Origin of the sequence: Methylosinus sp. LW3 (assembly GCF_000527115.1) — a bacterium.
GTDB lineage: Bacteria > Pseudomonadota > Alphaproteobacteria > Rhizobiales > Beijerinckiaceae > Methylosinus.
On sequence record NZ_AZUO01000002.1, the window covers coordinates 269,299 to 289,260 of the forward strand.

Sequence of the window (19,962 nt, forward strand, 5' to 3'; positions counted from 1 at the left end):
AACCTCGTTCGATCAGCGGCGCGCTATTCAGCCGCGCCGATCGCGGCGAGGTTGTCGAGAAAGACAGCGCCTTTCGAGACGATGAGCTCGCCGACGGAAAGGCCTTGCTCAATTTGGTCGAAACCGTTCTGGCGCAAGCCGATCTTGACTGTCCTCTGCTTGAAGCGTCGGCGATCCTGCGTGATCCAAGCGGTCATGGTTCCGTCGCTTTTGCGGACGATTGCGCTTTCGGGAGCCGCCGGCGCGCGAAACGACGCCCCGACGCGAATGACGAAGTCGGCGAACATTCCGGCGCGAAGCAGATGATCGGGGTCCTTGATCTCCGAGCGCACGAACATGCGTCGGGTGGTCGGATCGACAGAGGGTCCGAGCACGGTGATCGCTCCATGAAATTCTCGATCCGGATAAGCGGCGACGCTGACATGAACGTCCTGTCCGACACGCAGCAGCGGGGCGTCGCTCTCCACGACATTCGCCAGCATCCACATGGTCGACGTATCGGCGACTGCATAAGGCGCCGGGGCGACGCCGGGCTGGACGAAGAGGCCCGGCGACGCGGCCCGAGCCGTGACATAGCCAGCGAGCGGGCTCTTCACGATGAGGCGCGGATCCGCGCGCCGCTCTGCGACGATCTTGTCGATCTCTTCCTCGGTCTTGCCGAAGATGCGAACCGCGTCCCGCGCCGACTTCAGAGTACCTTCGGCCGTCTGCTGATCGGAGATCGTCTGGTCGACCGCTTGTTGCGAAACGCCACCGATCTTGACCAGCGACTTGACACGGTTGAGCGAGCGCGTCTGGAGCGTGAGCACGCCAGACGCGGCGATCAGATTGGACCCCGCCTGCAATAGGTCCGGGCTATCGATGGTGAAGAGGACCTGATCCTTTTCGACACGGTCTCCGATATTGAAATAGGCGTCGATGATCCGTCCCTGATAGGGCGTGAAGACCTGAACGAGGCGGTTCTGGTTGAAATCGATGCTCCCGACGGCTCGTCGTTCTTCGCCGAAAATGCGCTCGTCCACCTTTTCGATCTCGAGCGCGCCGGCCTGTTTATCGTTCAGTCCGATTTCCGTTTCGGCTGAAGCTCTCACCTTCGGACGTGGATATCCGTCGTCTTGTTGACGGAACGCCCAATTCGAGAGGGCGAGGGCGACGAGGACCGCCGCAGCGAAGGCGCTCCCCTCGATGAGTTTTTTGCCCAGACGCATTTGACGGCCTTGTGAAACGGTCTCTCGGGACCGAGAGCGCATGTCTCGATTCCAATCATCCCAGTCTTTCTATGGGGCGCGGCAGTCGATCGGTCTACTGTGATTTATAACAGTAGACCCTGGACGGCAGGAGAACTACCTAACTATGAAGTCACGCGGTCCGAGCGCTCCTGTCTTCCCATTATCACGGAGCGACAGAAGCGAACGAAGACGTTCGATTAGAGCATGCTCGCGGAAGAGAAACTCGGATAGAGATGCAAGTCTTCGGCTCGTCCACTTCGAAAACGCACTGCGGGCGCCGGATTTTCCTCACGCTCTTGCCGATGTTTTCCGCGCTGGCGGGTTGCGCGGTCGGGCCGGACTTCGTATCGCCTTCCCCGCCGCCGACAGAAAAATCAACGTCGAATAAGGCTCCGGTTCTCGCCGGAGGACCAAGATTCGTCCCGGGCGCAGAAATCCCGAAGCGCTGGTGGCAGGTTTTCCACAACCGAGGCCTCGATCGGCTGATCGAAGCCTCGATCGAAAGCAATCCGACCTTGCAGTCGGCCGAAGCCGCGATAAGGGTCGCCTATCACAACGCCGAGGCGCAAAAGGGCGCGTTTCTCCCGACCGCCATTTTCAACTCCACGGACAGTCTCAATCTCCAGTCCAATAATCGATCGCTCGAAACGATCAATCAAAGCCTCTTCAACCAGGCCATGACTTCGCCGACCACCAACATCGGTCCTCCGAATTCGCCCTATGGCTTGCTGTTGAAGCAGCTCACCGTCGCCTACACGCTCGACATCTGGGGGCAGAATCTCAGAAGCGTCGAGGCGGCTGAGGCGCAGACGGATCAGCAGCGCTACCAGCTGGAGGCCGCCTATCTGGCTTTGACTGGCAATGTGGTGACGGCGGCGATCCAAGAAGCCGCGCTACGGGGACAGATCGAGGCAGTCCGCAGATCGATCGCGATGGAAAGGGAGATGCTGGGACTGCTGCGCAAGCAGTTCGAGGCCGGCTACGCCGCGCAGGCCGACGTGCTCACCCAGGAAGCGGCTCTCGCGCAGGCACTGCAGCTCTTGCCGCCGCTCGAAAAGCAATTGTCGCAGCAACGCGATCTGCTGACGGCGCTCGCCGGCCGATATGCGCCGAACGAGATCGCCGAGACCTTTCATCTCGGTTCACTTTCGTCGCCGCACGAACTGCCGATCAGCCTGCCATCGAAACTCGTCCGGCAGCGGCCCGACATTCGGGCGGCCGAAGCCAATGTGCACGAAGCTACCGCGCAAATCGGCGTAGCCATCGCGGCGCGGCTTCCGAATGTCACGTTGAGCGCGAATGGCGGGTACAGCGCCTATCGGCTCGCACAACTCTTCACGCCCGGCACTGAGCTCTATACGGCGTCGGCGGCTGTCACACATACGATCTTCGACGGCTTTTCGCTTCTCAACAAGCAGAGGGCGGCGGAGGCGAGCGTCCTCCAGGCGGACGCGCAATATCGCTCGACCGTCATTGTCGCATTCCAGAATGTCGCCGATGCGTTGCGCGCGCTCGAGGCGGACGCCAAAGCGGTGAAAGCCGCAGCCTACGGCGAAGCGACGGCAAAGAAGAGCCTCGACATCGTGCGCGCCGAGCTGCGTCTCGGGGCCGTCAATGTGCTCTCCGTATTGAACGCCGAGAACACCTATCTGGTGGCCTCAGTGGCGCGCGTCGTCGCGGAAGGGAACCGTCTATCGGACACAGCCGGGCTGTTCATCGCTCTGGGCGGCGGTTGGAAAGACGAAAATCTGCGGGACCTCCCGCCGAACGGACCAGACGGCCCGACCAAGGAGCAGATCGAGAAGTTGAGCACGCCGGCAAACGCCGGCCTGATGCCAGCGTTCGATTGAGCAATGACTAATGTTCGAGCAGCGACACGGAGCGCGTTTCGATGTCGTGTCATTCGTCCGCTCTCAAAGCGTCAGCGCTCGCCATCGGAGCCCCACCGATTGGACGCCGCCCAGAGGAACTCTGGGGATTGCATTGGTGGGGCTCGGCCAACGAAAAAGCGATCTTACGATCCTGGCCGAGGCCGTGACGGACTTTGACAGCGTTGTGGGCTTCGAGGAGGCCGAAACAGAGATCGGCTACAGCGGCGTCCATGTTTATGCCGTATTTACATCTCGTTGTGCGCACGCCCATTGTCAGACTGTGGTGGAACGGCGATGTGTTCCAGCCTATAATACGGACTCTCAGAGAGAGCGAGAATTCGGAGACCAAAAATGTCTGCGACCGACGGCCGGGCGACGATCCTCTGCATCGACGACGATTTCGAGACCTCTTCGTTGATCGCTGAAGAGCTCGAGGACCGCGGCTTCAACGTCGTTCTCGCGAGCAGCGGACAACAGGCATTGTCACTTCTGCCGGACATTCGGCCAGATCTCGTTCTTTCGGATATCAGCATGCCGTCGATGTCCGGATTCGAAGTGCTGGAAAATTTCGCGCGATCTGCCCCCCATATCGCGAGAACGCCTTTCGTGTTCTTGACCGCCATGAGCGACCGCGAGACCGAACTCAAAGGAAGAAGACTCGGCGCCGATGATTATGTTTCCAAACCGATCGACTTCGATCTGCTGCATGCGATCATCGACGTCAGACTGAGAGGCGGCGTGCGATTTTTCGTATCAGAAGCTCCACTGCACGAGCTCAATGAAAGAGAAGTCGAGACTTTGCTGTGGGCTGCGCGCGGCAAGACATCCGACGAGATCGCATCGATCATGAGCATCACGAAGCGAACTGTCGATTATCATCTAGACAACGCACGCAACAAGCTCGGCGTCGCGACTCGAATCGAGGCGGCGGTCAAAGCCACGCTCGTCGGATTGATCGAGCCTTAGAACGATGAAACTGACGCAATCGATAAAATTCCGGATGGTCGCATCCTTGTGGCTCTTGTTCGCTACGATCGCGAGCATCAGCATCTTCGGGTTGGGTCGTCTCGAACGAGTCAATCACGAATGGTCCGACATCCGTGATCGTTGGTTGAAGAGCACACGATATATCGGCGACCTCGACAATTTCACATCGGATTTCCGCGCAGCGGAGGGCGCTTTTCTCATAGCGGCGAGAGACGTCGACGCCATCGCCATAGAACGAGAGATGGAGTCCCTCGACGAGACGATTTCGAAAGCGCAGAGAGGATATGAGAGCATCCTTCACGACGAGATCGAATTGGCGGATTACCGGCTCTTCGAGAAGAATTGGAAATTATATCATGGTGAAGCGAAACACACGCTCGAGGTCATGACGAAGGGAGACAAGGCGGCGGCGGGATATCTCTTCATGTCGGCCTCCAGGGACGCATTTGCTTCGACGAGTGAGGCCCTCGGGAGGATATCTGACCGAACCAACACGCAAGCTCGCCTGGCGAGCGAGCGCTCCGACCACGCCATTCGAGAAGCTCGCGCGTTGATTATCGCCGCCGCCTTTCTCGGCGCGTCTATGGCCCTCGGGATCATGCTTTACGTAACTCGACAGATAACCGACCCTCTATTGGAACTCGCCGCCAGCATGCGGCGTCTGTCGAGGAACGAAACCGATATTCAAATCCGGAGCACCGAGCGACCTGATGAGCTTGGAGAAATGGCGCGCTCCGTCGTGGTTTTTCGTGACAATGCGATCGAGCTTCAGGTCAATCAGCAGGCCCTTGCGACCGAAGCCTCCATGCTCGAGGAGAAATTGGAGCATGAGCGGCGTCTGAGCGAAAATCAGCGCAATTTCATCTCGATGGTGTCGCATGAGTTTCGAACGCCGATGACGATCATCGATGGGCATGCTCAGCGTTTGTTGAACGCTCGTCCTGCGCCTCGGGACGAGGTGGTTATCGAGCGAGCCAACAAGATCCGCGCCGCCGTGAGGCGGATGAGCGTCATGATCGAAGGACTGTTGCAAACCAGTCGTGTGATCGAGAGTCCGAGTCTCTACTTCCATCCGACCGACCTCGACATGTCCGCGGTGCTGAAGGAAGTTTGCGATCTGCATCGCGAAATTTCGTCCACCGTCTCAGTGCTCGAAAAATACAGCGCTGAAAAACTGCCCTTTTATGGGGACAGGAATCTTATTTGTCAGGTATTCAGCAACTTAATCGGAAATGCGATCAAATACTCCTCTCCTGGAGGCACGGTGCGAGTTGAGGTCCGCGGCAGGCGGACTGCCTTGCAAGTTTTTGTCACGGATAGCGGAATAGGGATCCCGCGCCGTGATGTCGATAGTATCTTTTCGAGATACTATCGGGCAAGCAATGTTTCCAGTATCACGGGTACCGGCGTCGGCCTCTACCTGGCAAAGATAGTCGTGGAATTACACGGTGGCGTCATTAAAGTGAGAAGCCGTGAGGGAAGAGGCTCGATCTTTTTTGTTTCACTTCCTTTGGAAGCAACTGGGCGAGCTCGATGAACCGTCAGAGAAAGCGTTTCAGCGATTGCTGAAACACCTTCTGAGGCAGAGCCCTCCGGCTTCCACAGGAATTTCGGCCAACGTCCGTCAGACGCCTTCCCTCCAGCCTCCCGCTATGCTCGAAATCATTGTGTGGACATGAGTATACCGATGCGTGGCGCAGAGCCGGGCCGCAGGTTTCATCGAGAGGCGCCGGGCTCTACCATGACGCCGCCCGGCCACCGGAGGAACGGTTGAGATACTCTCGATGAACCGCAAGATCGCCCGAATTGTTTTGGCTCTGCTAATCATCGGCGCGGCCTCGGCGGGCTATTGGTGGTGGCGCAGCCGTACGCCCGCTCTGCCAGCCTATGTCTCGCGAGCGAACGGGCGGTTGGAGATGACGCGCATCGACATTGCCGTCAAATATGCGGGGCGCATCATCGATCTGCCGATCCGTGAGGGCGATGTCGTGCGTCCGGGGTCAGTGTTGGCTCGGCAGGATACGGCAGAGATCAAAGCGCAGATCGCCGGCGCCGAAGCGCAGCGTCAGCGCGCCATCAGCGCCATAGGACGCGCCGAGGCGGAGCTCGACGTCCGCCGCAACAATCTGCGGCTCGCCGGCCTCGAGATGACCGAGACCGCGACAATGCGCGGCAAGGCGCTCGTCTCGCAGGTCGAACTCGACCGGCGCCGTATCGCGAAGGATGCGGAAGCCGCCGGCGCCGCCGCCGCCGAGGCCGGCGTGAAGGAGGCGCGCAACGCGCTCTCGGAGGCGGAGGCGCAAATCGCCCGATTGAAGGTCATTCTCGACGAGACGACGATACGCGCCCCGGTGAACGGGCGCATCGAATATCGAATCGTGGAGAAGGATGCGGTTCTTCCTTCCGGCGGGCGAATCGCCTCGCTGCTCGAGACGGACGACGTCTATATGACCGTCTTCTTCCCCATGGCGGTGGCGGGCCGGCTGACGATCGGCGACGAGGCGCGCGTCGCCCTGGACGCGTTCGACGGGCCGCCTTTGCCGGCGATCATCTCCTTCGTCGCGGCCGAAGCGCAATTCACGCCGAAATATGTGGAGACCGCCAGCGAGCGCGAGAAGCTCGTCTATCGCGTGAAGCTCAGAATTCCGGTCGAGGCCGCCCGCCGTCTCGACGGCAGGCTGAAAGCCGGCATGACCGGCAATGGCTATGTGCGCGTCGACCCGACAGGCCGCTGGCCGTCCTCGCTCGCTCTCGGACACGCCAAATGACGGGCGCGGAGAAGACGAAGACGCAGCCCGCGATCCAGATCTCGGGTCTCTACCATGACTATGGGAGCGTCCGCGGGCTCGAGAATGTCTCACTGTCCTTGCCGGCGCGCGCGACGATCGGGATGATCGGCCCGGACGGCGTCGGCAAGTCTACGCTGCTCGGCGTCATCGCCGGGGTAAAGAAGATTCAGGAAGGAGCGGTCCTCGTCTTGGGGGCCGATCTGCGCGAACGACGGGAGAGAGAGGCCTTTCTCCCGCATGTCGCCTTCATGCCGCAGGGGCTCGGCCGCAATCTCTATCCGACGCTGTCCGTCTACGAGAACATCGACTTCTTCGGCCGCCTCTTCGGCCTCGGCGCAGGGCGGCGCGACGCGCGCATTCGCCGGCTGCTTCGGGCGACGGGCCTCGATCCATTTCCCGATCGGCCCGCGGGAAAACTCTCGGGCGGCATGAAGCAGAAGCTCGCGCTCTGCTGCGCGCTCGTGCATGACCCGCAGCTCCTGATCCTGGACGAGCCGACGACGGGCGTCGATCCTCTGTCGCGCCGTCAATTCTGGGAGCTCGTCGACGAGCTGCGCAGCGAAAGCGACCAGATGACGGTGATCGTCGCCACCGCCTATATGGAGGAGGCGGAGCGCTTCGAATATCTCGTGGCGATGGATCACGGGCGCGTTCTCATCGCGGACGCCAAGACGGATGTGCTCGCCCGCACAGGCGCGGCGACGCTCGAGAAAGCCTATGTCTCGCTGCTGCCGGAGAGCCGACGCGCGCAGGCCTCGGGCGTGGAGATCCCGCCCTATCGCGACCCCGGCGGCGCGCCAGCGATAGAGGCGGAGGCGCTGACCCGTCGTTTCGGCGATTTCGTCGCCGTCGACAATGTGAGCTTCCGCATCGGTCGCGGCGAGATATTCGGCTTTCTGGGCTCCAACGGCTGCGGCAAATCGACGACGATGAAAATGCTGACCGGCCTGCTGGACGCAACGAGCGGGACGGCGAAGCTGCTCGGCCGAACGATCGACGCCGGCGACATGCAGACGCGGCTGCGCGTCGGCTACATGTCGCAATCCTTCTCCCTCTACGAAGAATTGACGGTGCGGCAGAATTTGACCCTGCACGCGCGGCTCTATCGCGTCGGAGGCGATCGCGCGCAGGCGCTCGTCGACGCCGCGCTGGTCGATTTCGCGCTCGCGGAACATGCGGACTATTCGCCCGCTTCTCTGCCGCTCGGCATTCGCCAGCGCCTTCAGCTCGCCGCCGCCTGCCTGCATTCGCCGGAGGTGCTGATCCTCGACGAGCCGACGTCCGGCGTCGATCCCGGCGCGCGCGATATGTTCTGGCGTCATCTCATCCGCCTCTCGCGCGAGAAGCAGGTGACGATCTTCCTTTCGACGCATTTCATGAACGAGGCGGAGCGCTGCGATCGCATATCGCTCATGCATCGCGGAAAGGTTCTGGCCGTCGGCGCGCCGGACGAGCTGCGGCGGGAGAAGGACGCGGCGACATTGGAGGATGCATTCATCCTCTATCTCGAGCAGGCGGAGGCGAGCGCGTCGGCCGCAGCTCCGCGCCTTTCGCCATCACCGGGCGAAGCATCGCCGCCCGAGCCGGCGCCGACCGAGATATTCGACGATCGCGCGACCGGCTGGGCGGGACGCATCCTCGCCTTTGCGCGCCGCGAGACGATGGAGCTCGCGCGTGATCCGGCTCGTCTCGCCTTCGCGCTGCTCGGCCCGATCGTTCTTCTGCTGGTCTCAGCCTACAGCATCTCTTTCGACGTCGAGAATATTCGCTTCACGAATTTCGACAGCGATCAGACCTTCGCCAGCCGGGAATTCCTGCGCAGCTTCGCCGGCTCGCGCTATTTCGTCGAGATGGCGCCCTCGCGCAGTCATGCGGATATGGAGGCGCGTCTGCGCAGCCACGAAGCCCAGCTCGCCATAGAGATTCCGCCCTCCTTCGGCCGCGACCTCGAAGCCGGCCGGCAGCCCGAGGTCGGCTTTTTCATCGATGGAGCCGCGCCTTTCACCGCCTCGAACATTCGCGCCTATGCGACGGGCGTCGTCCTCGAATATGTCACGAATCTCGATCGCGCGAGAGCCGCGAGCTCGCTGCCGATCTCCGTCGAGCCTCGCTTCATCTACAATCAGGAGTTCCGCAGCATTTATGCGATCACGCCCGGCGTCGTCATGCTGGCGTTGATCCTGATCCCGACGATGCTGACGGCGCTCGGCGTCGTCCGCGAGAAGGAGATCGGCTCCATCGTCAATCTCTACGCCTCTCCCGCCACGATCGGCGAGTTTCTCGTCGGCAAGCAATTGCCCTATGTCGGCGTGGCGATGGTCTCCTATGTGAGCCTGACGCTCATCACCGTATTCATCCTCCGCGTGCCGCTGCACGGCTCTTTTCTGGCGCTCTCGCTCGGCGCGCTGCTGTTCATTCTCGCGGTGACGGCGCTCGGCCTCTTGATATCGGCCTTTGTGCGCTCGCAGGTCGCGGCGATCTTCGGCACGGCAATCATCTGCCTCATCCCCTCGGTGAATTTCTCCGGGCTGCTCTATCCGATCTCGACGCTCACCGGCGGCGCTTACGCCGTCGGCGTCGGCTTTCCCTCCTCCTGGTTCCAGATCGTGAGCCTCGGCTGCTTCACAAAGGGGCTCGGCCTGTCGAGCTTTGCTCCGAACTATCTCGCGCTCGGCGGCTTCGCGGCGCTGTATCTCATCGGCGCGCGGCTTCTGCTCCGCAAGCAGGAGGCGTAGCGATCCATGGGACGCTGGCTCGTCAATGTCGCTCTGCTCAGCGGGAAGGAGCTCCGCAGCCTGCTGCAGGATGTGACGCTGATGGCGCTCATCGTCTTCGCCTTCACCGCCGCCGTTCATCTGATGTCCGAAGGCGTGAAGGCGGAGGTCTCGCACGCCTCCGTCGCCATCATGGACGGCGATCATTCGGAATTGTCGCGGCGGCTGCGCGATGCGATCCTTCCTCCCTATTTCATCGCGCCCGAAGAAATTGCGAGGGAGGATGTCGTCGCCGCGATGAACCAGAGTCGCTATATTTTCGTGATCGAGATTCCCCCGCGTTTCGAGGCCGACGTGCTCGCGGGACGCAGGCCCGCCGTGCAGGTTCTGGTCGACGCCACGGCGATGACGCAGGCGGGCCTCGGCGCCGGCTATCTGAACGAGATCTTCGTCGTCGAGACGCAGAAGTTCCTTGGCGCGAAGAGCATAGAGTCGAGCCTGCCGATCCGCGTCATCAGCCGCATAGAATTCAACCCCAACACCGATTCCTTCTGGTTCACCTCCGTGATGCAGATCGTCGTCAATCTGACGGTCCTGTCGATCATCCTGGTCGGCGCCGCCGTGATCCGTGAGCGCGAGCATGGGACGATCGAGCATCTGCTGGTGATGCCGGTGCGGGCGAGCGAGATCGCCATTGCGAAGATCATGACCAATGGCCTCGTCATTCTCGCGGCGACGATGCTCTCGCTCTGGCTCGTCGTGCAGAAATGGCTGGGCGTGCCGATCGCGGGCTCGGTCGGCCTCTTCGCCTTCGGCGCCCTGCTCTATCTCTTCTCCGTCACCTCGCTCGGCATGTGGCTGGCGACGCTCGCTCCGACGATGCCGCAATTCGGCCTGCTCTCTGTCCCGGTCTACGCTATAGCCTATCTCCTCTCGGGCGCCGCGACCCCGGTCGAGAGCATGCCGGAGGCAGTGCAGGCGATCGTGAGATTCGCGCCGACCACGCAATTCGTCTCGATGACCCAGGCGGTCCTCTATCGCAGCGCCGGGCTCGATACGGTCTGGCCGCAGATCGCGGTGGTGATCGCCTCGGGGGCGATGTTTCTGTCGCTGGCCCTGTCGCGCTTCCGCTCCATGCTGGCGAGGCAGGGATGAAGCGCGCCGCCATCGTCATGTCCCTTCTCGTCGTCGGCTGTCGCGAGCTCGACGTCACGCCGCCGTCGCCGACCGTCGTGGCGCCGTCGTCATTCGACGAGACGTCGTCGATCGGCGCGCCCTCCGCTTCCCCTGACCTCGCCCATTGGTGGACAGTCTGGCGCGATCCGCTGCTCGACCGCCTGATCGACGAGGCGCTCGCCGGCAACCCAGATCTGCGCATTGCGAAGGCGCGAGTCGAGGAGGCGCGCGCACTGGTCACAGTCGCGGAATCGACTCTCTATCCGACGCTCGGCGCCGACGCCGGTCTGTGGGAAGCGGATGTGAAATGGCGCAATCCGGTCGTCGATTTCATCCCCGGCAAAGCGCGCCGCGTCGACGCCCATATCGGCGGCCTCGCGGCGAGCTGGGAGCCGGATATTTTCGGCGGCCGCAGCTATGACGCCGAAGCCGCCCGCGCCAACGCCGCCGGAGTCGAGGAGCAATCGAACGGCGCGCGAATGATCGTCGTCTCAGAGGCGGCCCAAAACTATCAGGACGCCAAAGGGCTGCAGCGACGGCTTCTCGTTCTCGACCATTCCGTCGAGACTCTCGGCAAGCTTCTCCGCTATGTGGAGGCTCGCTATCAGGCGGGACAGGCGCTCGCCTTTGATGTGACGCTCGTTCGCGAGCGATTGGAGACCCAGCGAAGCAAGCGGCCGGATCTCCTTTCCGCGCTCGAGACGCGACAACGCCGGCTCGCGGTTTTGACCGGCCGCCCGCCGGAGCCGCCCATCCCGCTGCCGGCGCCCGGGCCTTTCTTCATCCCGCTGCCTCCGCGAGGACAGCTCCCGAGCGAGGTGCTGGAGCGTCGCCCCGACGTGCGCGCCCGCATCGACGCCGTGCGCGCCCGCGTCGCCAGCCTGACCAGCGCGAAAACGGATCTGCTGCCGCGCTTCCAGATCGAATTCCTCGGCCAGGACGGCCGGCTGCATTTTCAGGGAATCCCTGGACTTCAAGGCACGGGCGGCCTGGTCGGCCTCACCGCGCATCTGCCGATCTTCACCGCCGGGCGCATCGAAGCCAATATAGCGGCAAATGACGCGCGCCTCGAAGCGGCCGTCGCCGATTACGACAAATCCGTCCTGCAGGCGCTCGAGGATGTCGAGAACGCCTATGGCAGACGACGCGGATTGGATCGACGCAGCGAGCATCTCGGCGACGCGCTCGTCGGCGCGAGGCGCAATCATCAAATATCGAGAGGGCTATACGAAGGCGGACGTAAGACTTTCGGAGACGTGCTGAATGCAGAGCTCGACGTCTTCGAGCGCGAGAACGATTTGCTGGAAACCCAGATGGCGCAATCCGCCATGACGATCCAACTCTATCGCTCGCTGGGCGGCGGCTGGTAAGTGTCGTGATCGGCGCCGGCGCCTCGCACTTCCTCCCGTCCGTGACGAAGCTGACGCGGCTGCTCCTACCGCGACAGACGCGCGCAATATCGGCGCTCGAGACATCGAGAATTTCGATTGGACGGCGCCTCGGCTCGGACGCGAGCGGATCGCATAATTCGGCTTGCCGGAGCGACGTCATAGAGCCTAGCGTGCGCGAATGAAACGAGGAGGCCGTCGCAATGAGCACGCTTACCAAGCTCGCGCTCGGCATGATGGGGCGGTTGCGTCCGAAACCAGCGCGAGACGCCGCAGCGGCGCAGATCGCGCTTCCCCCTCCACACAAGGACGGCGGCATGCCATTGATGGAGGCGCTCGCCGAACGGCGTTCGTCCCGGGAATTCGCGCCTGACGAACTGCCGTTGCAGCTCTTGTCCGACCTGCTGTGGGCCGCCGACGGCGTGAATAGAGCCGAAGGCGGACGGACTGCGCCCTCCGCTTTGGACGCTCAGGAAATCGACGTCTATGTCGCGCTGCCCTCTGGGGCTTATCTTTATGTCGCCGCCACGCACGCCCTCGAGCTGGTCGCAGCGAGCGACATGAGGCGCGTGACCGGCTATCAGGATTTCGTCGACGAAGCGCCGCTCGATCTGGTGTTCGTCGCCGACCATGCGAGAATGGCGCTCGTGCCGGTCGCTCAGCGCGAGAGCTTCGCCTCGGTCGCGGCCGGCGCGATCTCGCAGAATGTGTATTTGTTCGCAGCGAGCGCGGGCCTCGCCACTGTGATCCGCGCCTGGATCGATCGCGAGGCGATCGCGCAGGCGCTGGGGCTCAGCCACGACCATCAGGTGCTTTTGTCGCAGACGATCGGCTATCCGAAGAAGATGGAATGAACCGCGCGACGCGCATCGACCCGGCCTTCCATTCGACCTCGACGGCAATCAGGCTCCCATCGGGCGGCGCGTGAGCTGCTCGCGCAGCATCGAGGTGGCGCGCGGACTCCAATTCGACCTTCGAGCGATCAAGCTTCGTTTGGGTTCCGTGCTCGGGTTCGAGCGATTTCGACATGCGGCTATCGTCATAGCCGGCGTCGACCTCATGCATCGCTGCGATTCCGAAACGCAACGCGGCTTTGCGATCCCTCTTGGCGGTCAACAGAAAATCGACTGTCGCGCCTGCGTTGTCGACGGCCCGATACAGATATTTCCAGCAGCCTTTGACTTTCACGTAGGTCTCATCGAGACGCCAGCTGGATCCAATCGTGCGCTTGCGAGCACGGAACTGTTTCTCCAGCAAAGGCGCAACTTGACGACCCAGCGGTTGAGCGTGGAGTGGTCGACTTCGACGCCTCGCTCTTCCATCATTTCCCCTCTATTCCGCCTGCCCCAGCCCCGCGATCATAGCCCCAACCGGCCCGCGAGAAAAAAATTCGGGACAGAGCCCATAACGCCATGCTCGGATAGATGGGTCCGTAGGGCGTTGATCAGCTGCGTGCGTTGACGCACGAACAGGTCGCGCGTTCGAGAGACCATCGCTCCGGCCTGCTGCCGAATGGTCTTGGCGGAGACGAACCGCATGGTCGGCCGCACCGCCGCCTCCGCGATCGCCTCCACATCGGCGGCGGCGTTCTTCTAGCGCTCGACGAGCGGCTTGACGTAGATCGGAGGAATCAGCCGAACCGAGGACCCCAGCGCATCGATCTCCCGCGCCCAATAGTGCGCCGTCGCGCAGGCTTCCATCGCCACGATGCAACGCGGCACAATGCCCAGGAATGCCAGAAGCTGGCCTCGCGTCACCTTTCTCCAAAAGCCTATACTGCCGTCGGCGGGGGCATCCACTCCATCAGTTCTCAATGGAAATCCTGGGTCAAATCTCGACGGAAATCGACAAGGCGCCCATCGCGTTGTAGTTTGCGCCGGGCGAAAGCCGGAACAGTCGAAAAGCGACGAATGTATAAGTGTCCAAAACGCCGTCGATCTTCTGAAGCTTGTTCACGACGAAAGACCCTTCGTCGTCGTCGTCGCGCAGGTAGAATTTCGCCAACAGATCGAATTGACCAGAAATCGAATATATCTCTGAGGTTTCCTCCAGATGGTCGACGATCTTCTCCGAGACGTCGAACGTCTGCCCTTTCGAACATTTTATTTGTACAAAAAGCGGCTTCATGGGCTCAATCCTCATGATAATATTACCCTTGAGAACATAAGCATTGACGAAATCCAGACTTCATCCCGAGCGTCACGGCGCTCGCTGTTCGAGCGCCGATCGAGCCTCGTCCGCCGCATGCTCGTGCGGCGCGCGCGCTCGGCCGGCCGCTTCGGCCTTCTCGATCGCATAGAGCAGGAAGGCGCAGGCGGCCGCGCTGAACACGCTGTAATTGAGCGGCAATTTGAGCCCCGTGAAGAGGGCCATCGCCGCTCCGAAAATCGTCAGCAGAACGCCGCTCGCGAGATAGACCGGCAGCAGCCAGACGCCGACGATCAGAAAGATTCCGAGAGCGAGCTCGACGAGCGTCGCCGCCCAGGCCAACGCAGGCACGAGATGTGCCGGCAGCCAGGGATTGAGCGCGGCGACCGCCGGATAGAAGCCTCCCATGCTGCCCCAGTCGACGCCTGGACTGCCGATGATCGACCAGAGGCCCCATCTGTCGGCCACAGCCGAAAGGAAAGCCGCCGCGAGCGCCAGTCGCGCCGCCAATGTGAAATTCGCCGAAATCATATCTCGACCTCCACCGATACGGCGCGCGTCCGTCCGGGCGCCGGCTCCATTTCGCGAGCGATGAGCTGCGTCTCGACGCCGCCTTCGAACTCGGCGAACCATTCCGGATCGAGACGACGCAGCTCCGCCGCACCGATCCGCCCGGAGCGCGTGAGAAGGCCGTAGGCGAAGCGATCGGGGCCGCGAGCGATCAGCTCGGTCGGGAGCGTCTCGAACCAGCGCATGGACCTGGTCGCGGCGTCGTGGAGATGCGCGGCCGCCGCCTTGCGATTCGCCTCATAGGCGGCAAGCGCCTCCGGGACCGGAAGCGTGTCCAGCGTGAGCGCGCGCGACAGCTCGGCGGCGTCGTCCAGAGCGAGGCGCGTTCCGGACCCGATCGAATAATGCGCGCTATGGGCCGCATTGCCGAGTAGAACCATATTCCCCGCGCTCCATCTCGCGCAGTCGATTTTCTTGAAATTCGTCCAGGACGAGGTGTTGCGCCGCCCGTCGCCGGCGAGAATCGTCGCGCCCTCGAGCTGCCGCGAGAAGATGCGCCTACAGGCTTCGACGCTCTCTTCGAGCCCGCAGCGGTCGAAGCCGAGCGCGCGCCAGACGGTCTCGGCGCATTCGACGACGAAGGTCGAATAGCCGTCCTCGAATTGATAACAATGCGCCCAGATATATCCGCCCGGCGTCTCCTCGAAGATGAAGCGAAATTGATCGCCCATGCTCTTGGCGACCCCGAGCCAGATATATTTGTTGGGCCGCTCCTCAGCGGTGACGCCGAAATCGGCGGCGCGCGCATCTCGAACCTTGCTCCGCGAGCCTTCCGAGACGACCACGAGATCGGCCTCCGGCAGCGGCTCCCGTTCGGCGTCGAAGGCACGATCGTAGACGAGCTCGACGCCGAGCTCCTCGGCGCGCTCTTGCAGAACGGAGATGAGCCCGACACGGCTCAGACTGAGGAACGAATGGCCGCGCGACCGGATCGAGCGGCCGGGCAGCTCGATGCTGATGCCCGTCCACGGCAACATCTGTCGGCGGATCGCCTCGCCGCTGGCCCGGTCCTGGCGCACGAGCCGATCGAGGAGCCCTTCGCTCAGGATCAGCCCCCACCCGATGGTCTGGCGCGGCGCTCCTCTCTCGATGACGACGACGTCGACGTCGGGCCGCGCCCGCTTCGACAATATGCTGAAATAAAGACCGGCGGGGCCGCCGCCGATGCACACGATCTTCTTCATTGAGCGCGTCCTTGATGGTCGAAGGGCGTCAGTGGGGATGCTCAGCCGCGGCCGAAAGCCAGCCGCTTGATGTTGACGAGATGACGCCACGTGATCGGATCGGTCGTTCCATTGCCGCCCCAGCTTCCCGAACCCTGCATGAAGGACACGGGGAGGTCCGAGGTCTCCCCCAGCATTCCGTGCGTCGCCGAGGTGTTGACGAGGATGCGGCCCGCCGGCATCGCCGTCGCGAATGCGTCGATCTCCACGGGGTCCGAGCTATGAATGACGGCCGTGTGTCCGGCTCCCTCGGACCATAGCAGCGCCGCCGCGTCATCGACGCCCCTCCCTTGCTCCGCTGTGAAGAGGGTGAGCAGGGGAGCCATCTTCTCCTGCGCGATGAATGGATACTCGCCTCTCTCCACGGCGAGGACCAGGCAGGCGACTCGACGCGTCGCCTCGAGGCCGGCGGCGGCGGCCAGAGCGTCTCCGTCGACGCCGAGCAGCTCGCGACGCAGCCGGCGTGTTTCCGGATCGAACAGCGCCTCGATCACCGGACTGCGCGCATCGCCCTCGACGACGACGGCCCCGGCCGCAGTCAGCGCCTCGAGGAATGGCGCGCGAACGCGCTCGTCGACGACGATATTGCTTTCCGAGCCGCAGACGATGCCATTGTCATAGGCCTTGCCCTTGACGATGTCGCGGGCGGCGCGGCCGACGTCGGCCGAGGATGCGACGAGAACGGGGACATTGCCGGGGCCGACGCCGATCGTCGGCGTTCCGGAGCTGTAGGCGGCGCCGACCAATTGGCTGCCGCCGGTGGCGAGAACCAGAGCGACGCCCGAATGGCTCATGAGAAGCTTCGTGCGGGAATGCGACGGCTCGGCGCAGCGCTGGACGAGATCCGCCGGAAGCCCCTCCTCGGCGAGCACGCCGCGGATCAGATCGAACGCCTGCGCGCCGACGGAATCGGCTTTCTGAGGAAAGCTCGCGATCAGCGCGTTTCGCGTCTTGATGCAGAGGAGCGCCTTGAACAGCGAATTGGGAACCGGATTGGTGAGCGGGACCACGGCGAAGATCACGCCGATGGGGCTCGCATACTCGATGAGCGATTGATCGTAGCCGATCCGGCCTCTGGTCCTCACGCCGTGGAGGCTGTGAAAGACGCGGGTCAGGACGAGACCGAGCTTGTGAGTCTTGTCTTTTCGGTTGCCGATTCGGGTGACGGCGAGCTCGCGTTCGGCCCAGCCCTCGACATCCTTGGAAAAGGCTCCGACGATCGCGCGGACGACCTTGTCCAGTCGCGCGTCGTCGAGCGCGTCGATGGCGTTCTGAGCGTCTCGAGCCCGCTCGACCAGCTCGTCCGCGACATTCTGGTCCAGGGAAGCCGAATCCGGCGCTCTAGCGGGTGCGACATTGAGCATGGACAATTTCCTTCTCTGAAATCGAACTCGATTCACTTTCGTCCGCGCCTGCGATCACCGATCGCTTTTTCCGCCCTCGATACGGCGGCCTACCACGCGATCTCCCGCCGCTTCGCGAAAAACCTTCCGTGCTGCGCCGATCGCTCGACGTCAAGCGCCAGCCACACCGCCGTGTCTGCGCCTTCCTCGGCGCTGTAGGGCGCCTTGGACGAGTCGATGAGGGAATCGAGGCCCGTGCGGCACCAGCCGGGGCTGCACACGCTGACGGAGACATTAGTGTCGCGCAGGCGCTTCGCCCATGTCAGCGCGAGCATGTTCAGGGCCGCCTTGGATACTCGATAGCTCGGCGCGAGGACGGCGTCGAACGGAGAGTCCGAGTTCGAGGCTTGGCCGAGCGCGGCCAAGTCGGTGGAGATGTTCACGATCCTGGCGTCGTCGGAGCGCAAGAGCAGCGGCGCGAACGCCTTCGTCACGAGAAACGGCCCGACGAGATTCGTGTCGATCGTTCGCCGGAATTCGTCGAGCGAGATATCGTCCGGACGCTTCGTCGAATCGATCAATATGCCGGCGTTGTTGATCAGAATATCGAGGCGCCCCTCTCTGCGCTCGATCTCGCGCGATGCCTCGCTCACCGATTCGGGCTCAGTGACGTCGAGCCTGATCGCCTCGATGTCGAGGCCGAGCTTCCTCAGCGCCTCCGCGGCCTGCGCGCCGTCCGACTGCCGCCGCGCGCCGATCAGCACGCGATGGCCGCGCGAAGCCAGCGAGCGAGCGATCTCGAAGCCGATTCCGCGATTGGCCCCCGTGACGAGGCACAGCCGGCTCATAGCGCGCGCTCCTCGACCGAAAGCCGGCTCTCGTCGCATGTCCGGCGCGCCTCCGGCGCCCGGCCGGCCGGAATGGACCGCAACACTCTCTTCAGCTTCTTTCCGGTCGCGCCGACATGCTCGTGCGCGGATTGAATTTCGAGCTCGTCGATCGAAGGCCAGCCGCGCTGCGCGAAGAGTCGGTTCATCTCGACGAGCAGCGTGCTCGCATCCGCCGAAGCTGCGTCTTCCGACAATTCGACGAGGGCCGTGACGCGCTCCGATCCGGCCTCCGATCGCAGGATGAGGCTGACGTCGAACAGCTCTGGAAGGTGCTTGAGAAGCAGTTCCTCGGCCTGGCAGCTGTACAGGACCCCCGATTTCGTGACGATGACGTCGCTCGTGCGATCGACGTGATAGAACAGGCCCTCCTCGTCGGTGAAGACGAGATCGCCGGTGAGCCAATAGCCGGCGATCTTGTTGAGCTCCGTGAGCGTGTGATTGTTCCAATACCCCTTGGTCACGGATTTCGATTTGACGCCGAGGCGGCCGACGCGGCCGGCGGGCAGGCGACGGTCATGTTCGTCGAACACCGCGGTCTCCACCCAGGGAAAAGGCCGGCCGACGCAGCGATCGTAACGATCGTTCTCCTGTCCGTGAACATTGCGGAACGCCGCAAAGGCGAACTCCGAAGAGCCGACATTGTCTACGAAGAACGATCCGGCTTTGCGCCTGCCTTCGGAGTCGATGTGATGCCCCTGCGCCACGAGCTTGCGTATGTGCCGCTCATGATTGGCGTCGCCAGTGGCGATCCAATATTGCACGGAGCCGAGATCTCGGCCCTCGAAGCTCTCGCGGCAAAGATCGACGAATATCTTGGGAAAGGCGATGACGACATCGGGCCCGATCCGCTCGATCGCCTCGAGCATCGACGCGGGCTCCTTGCGCCCGAGGATGGAGACGCGCGCCCCGCGCGTCAGCGACAGCATGAGAAGCGAAATCGCCGCGCCATGTGAATGCGGCAGAGCGGAGAGGACATGGCTGCCGAGTTGACGCTCGACCTGCTGCCTCACGCCGTGGAACATCGATTCGTGAGTAAAGATCACCGCTTTCGGCAGACCCGTCGTTCCAGACGTGTGGCCGAGCATGATGACGTCGTCGTCCTCATGCTCATAGAGCGGCGGCCGCTCGCGAGCGGGATCCGCGACGAGAGCGTCGACGGAGATCGCCCGCGATTCCCCGGCGATGACGTCGAAGGCGTCGCGGTTGGTCGCATGACGTCGGGACTCGACCACCAGCAGGCGAGGCCGGACGATTCCGATGAATCCCCGCACCGTGTCGAGATCGAGCCCGCTGTTGACGAGCGACGCCGTGGCGCCGATGCTCGTCAGCGCGACGAAATGGAGAAAATAGTCGAAACTGTCGTCCAGCAGGAGGCTGACGACCTCCCTCGGCCGTATCCCCTCCTGCGCATAGGCCGCCGCGAGACGATCGGTGGCGTCGACGATATCGCCGATCGTCAGCTCGACATCCCGCCCCGCCTCCCCGCCGAGCAGCGCCACCGCGCTCCGCTGCGCTTCTCTCGGAACGGCGGCGTTCAATCGATAGATGAAATTGCCGCCGCCGGCGGTCGGATCGTTCAAGACATAGCGCAGCAGAGTGTCCCTGAGGGATGGAGCGGAAGCCGTCATTTTCAT

The 19,962-nt window shown here is 62.8% G+C and carries 15 protein-coding genes and 2 pseudogenes; 8 read left to right on the forward strand and 9 right to left on the reverse strand.

All coding sequences use genetic code 11. The features are described from left to right. Nucleotides 1-23: 23 nt before the first annotated feature. Nucleotides 24-1,091 (reverse strand): efflux RND transporter periplasmic adaptor subunit, encoded by a 1,068-nt coding sequence (locus tag METLW3_RS0121140; RefSeq protein WP_051465565.1) that lies wholly within the window; start codon nt 1,089-1,091, stop codon nt 24-26. A 440-nt stretch (nt 1,092-1,531) separates the two neighbouring features. Between METLW3_RS0121140 and METLW3_RS0121145 the strand changes: the two genes are divergently transcribed. From METLW3_RS0121145 to METLW3_RS0121185, 8 genes are all read left to right on the forward strand, one after another. Continuing rightward, on the forward strand, nt 1,532-3,079 hold the full coding sequence (locus METLW3_RS0121145; RefSeq protein WP_245267469.1) for an efflux transporter outer membrane subunit: 1,548 nt from the start codon (nt 1,532-1,534) through the stop codon (nt 3,077-3,079). Between the two features lie 372 nt (nt 3,080-3,451). Next, on the forward strand, nt 3,452-4,066 hold the full coding sequence (locus METLW3_RS0121150; RefSeq protein WP_024881782.1) for a response regulator transcription factor: 615 nt from the start codon (nt 3,452-3,454) through the stop codon (nt 4,064-4,066). A 4-nt stretch (nt 4,067-4,070) separates the two neighbouring features. After that, nucleotides 4,071-5,624 (forward strand): HAMP domain-containing histidine kinase, encoded by a 1,554-nt coding sequence (locus METLW3_RS0121155; protein WP_024881783.1) that lies wholly within the window; start codon nt 4,071-4,073, stop codon nt 5,622-5,624. 247 nt (nt 5,625-5,871) lie between these two features. Continuing rightward, nucleotides 5,872-6,855: an HlyD family efflux transporter periplasmic adaptor subunit gene (locus METLW3_RS0121160; RefSeq protein ID WP_024881784.1), complete on the forward strand. Its 984-nt coding sequence runs from the start codon at nt 5,872-5,874 to the stop codon at nt 6,853-6,855. Beyond that, complete coding sequence (rbbA, locus tag METLW3_RS0121165) at nt 6,852-9,611, forward strand: ribosome-associated ATPase/putative transporter RbbA (RefSeq protein ID WP_024881785.1); 2,760 nt, start codon at nt 6,852-6,854, stop codon at nt 9,609-9,611. The genes METLW3_RS0121160 and rbbA overlap by 4 nt, the downstream gene beginning before the upstream one ends. 6 nt (nt 9,612-9,617) lie before the next feature. Next, entirely contained in the window at nt 9,618-10,745 is a 1,128-nt protein-coding gene (locus METLW3_RS0121170; RefSeq protein ID WP_024881786.1) for an ABC transporter permease, read from the forward strand. After that, nucleotides 10,742-12,136 carry a TolC family protein gene (locus tag METLW3_RS0121175; protein ID WP_024881787.1) on the forward strand — a complete coding sequence of 465 codons (1,395 nt, stop codon included), beginning with the start codon at nt 10,742-10,744 and terminating at the stop codon, nt 12,134-12,136. Before METLW3_RS0121170 ends, METLW3_RS0121175 begins: the two co-directional genes overlap by 4 nt. 221 nt (nt 12,137-12,357) lie before the next feature. Continuing rightward, nucleotides 12,358-13,008 carry a SagB/ThcOx family dehydrogenase gene (locus METLW3_RS0121185; protein ID WP_024881789.1) on the forward strand — a complete coding sequence of 217 codons (651 nt, stop codon included), beginning with the start codon at nt 12,358-12,360 and terminating at the stop codon, nt 13,006-13,008. 223 nt (nt 13,009-13,231) lie between these two features. Here METLW3_RS0121185 and METLW3_RS27745 read toward each other — a convergent pair. The 8 genes and pseudogenes from METLW3_RS27745 to METLW3_RS0121225 all read right to left on the reverse strand — a co-directional run. Continuing rightward, nucleotides 13,232-13,494 (reverse strand): annotated as a pseudogene (locus METLW3_RS27745) (DDE-type integrase/transposase/recombinase); the annotation flags it as partial. Nucleotides 13,495-13,557: 63 nt separating this feature from the next. Beyond that, nucleotides 13,558-13,968: pseudogene (locus METLW3_RS26090) on the reverse strand (transposase); the annotation flags it as partial. Between the two features lie 13 nt (nt 13,969-13,981). After that, nucleotides 13,982-14,281: an Lrp/AsnC ligand binding domain-containing protein gene (locus METLW3_RS26095; protein WP_024881790.1), complete on the reverse strand. Its 300-nt coding sequence runs from the start codon at nt 14,279-14,281 to the stop codon at nt 13,982-13,984. 72 nt (nt 14,282-14,353) lie between these two features. After that, the gene (locus METLW3_RS26100; RefSeq protein WP_024881791.1) at nt 14,354-14,833 is read right to left on the reverse strand and encodes a hypothetical protein; all 480 of its coding nucleotides are present in this window, start codon (nt 14,831-14,833) and stop codon (nt 14,354-14,356) included. Then, nucleotides 14,830-16,056 (reverse strand): FAD-dependent monooxygenase, encoded by a 1,227-nt coding sequence (locus METLW3_RS0121210; protein WP_024881792.1) that lies wholly within the window; start codon nt 16,054-16,056, stop codon nt 14,830-14,832. Before METLW3_RS0121210 ends, METLW3_RS26100 begins: the two co-directional genes overlap by 4 nt. 41 nt (nt 16,057-16,097) lie before the next feature. Next, a complete protein-coding gene (locus METLW3_RS0121215) occupies nt 16,098-17,459 on the reverse strand; it encodes an aldehyde dehydrogenase family protein (protein WP_024881793.1) in 1,362 nt (453 codons plus the stop codon). Between the two features lie 89 nt (nt 17,460-17,548). Then, the gene (locus METLW3_RS0121220) at nt 17,549-18,286 is read right to left on the reverse strand and encodes an SDR family oxidoreductase (RefSeq protein WP_024881794.1); all 738 of its coding nucleotides are present in this window, start codon (nt 18,284-18,286) and stop codon (nt 17,549-17,551) included. Beyond that, nucleotides 18,283-19,956 (reverse strand): class I adenylate-forming enzyme family protein, encoded by a 1,674-nt coding sequence (locus METLW3_RS0121225; RefSeq protein ID WP_166671885.1) that lies wholly within the window; start codon nt 19,954-19,956, stop codon nt 18,283-18,285. The genes METLW3_RS0121220 and METLW3_RS0121225 overlap by 4 nt, the downstream gene beginning before the upstream one ends. Nucleotides 19,957-19,962: the final 6 nt, after the last annotated feature.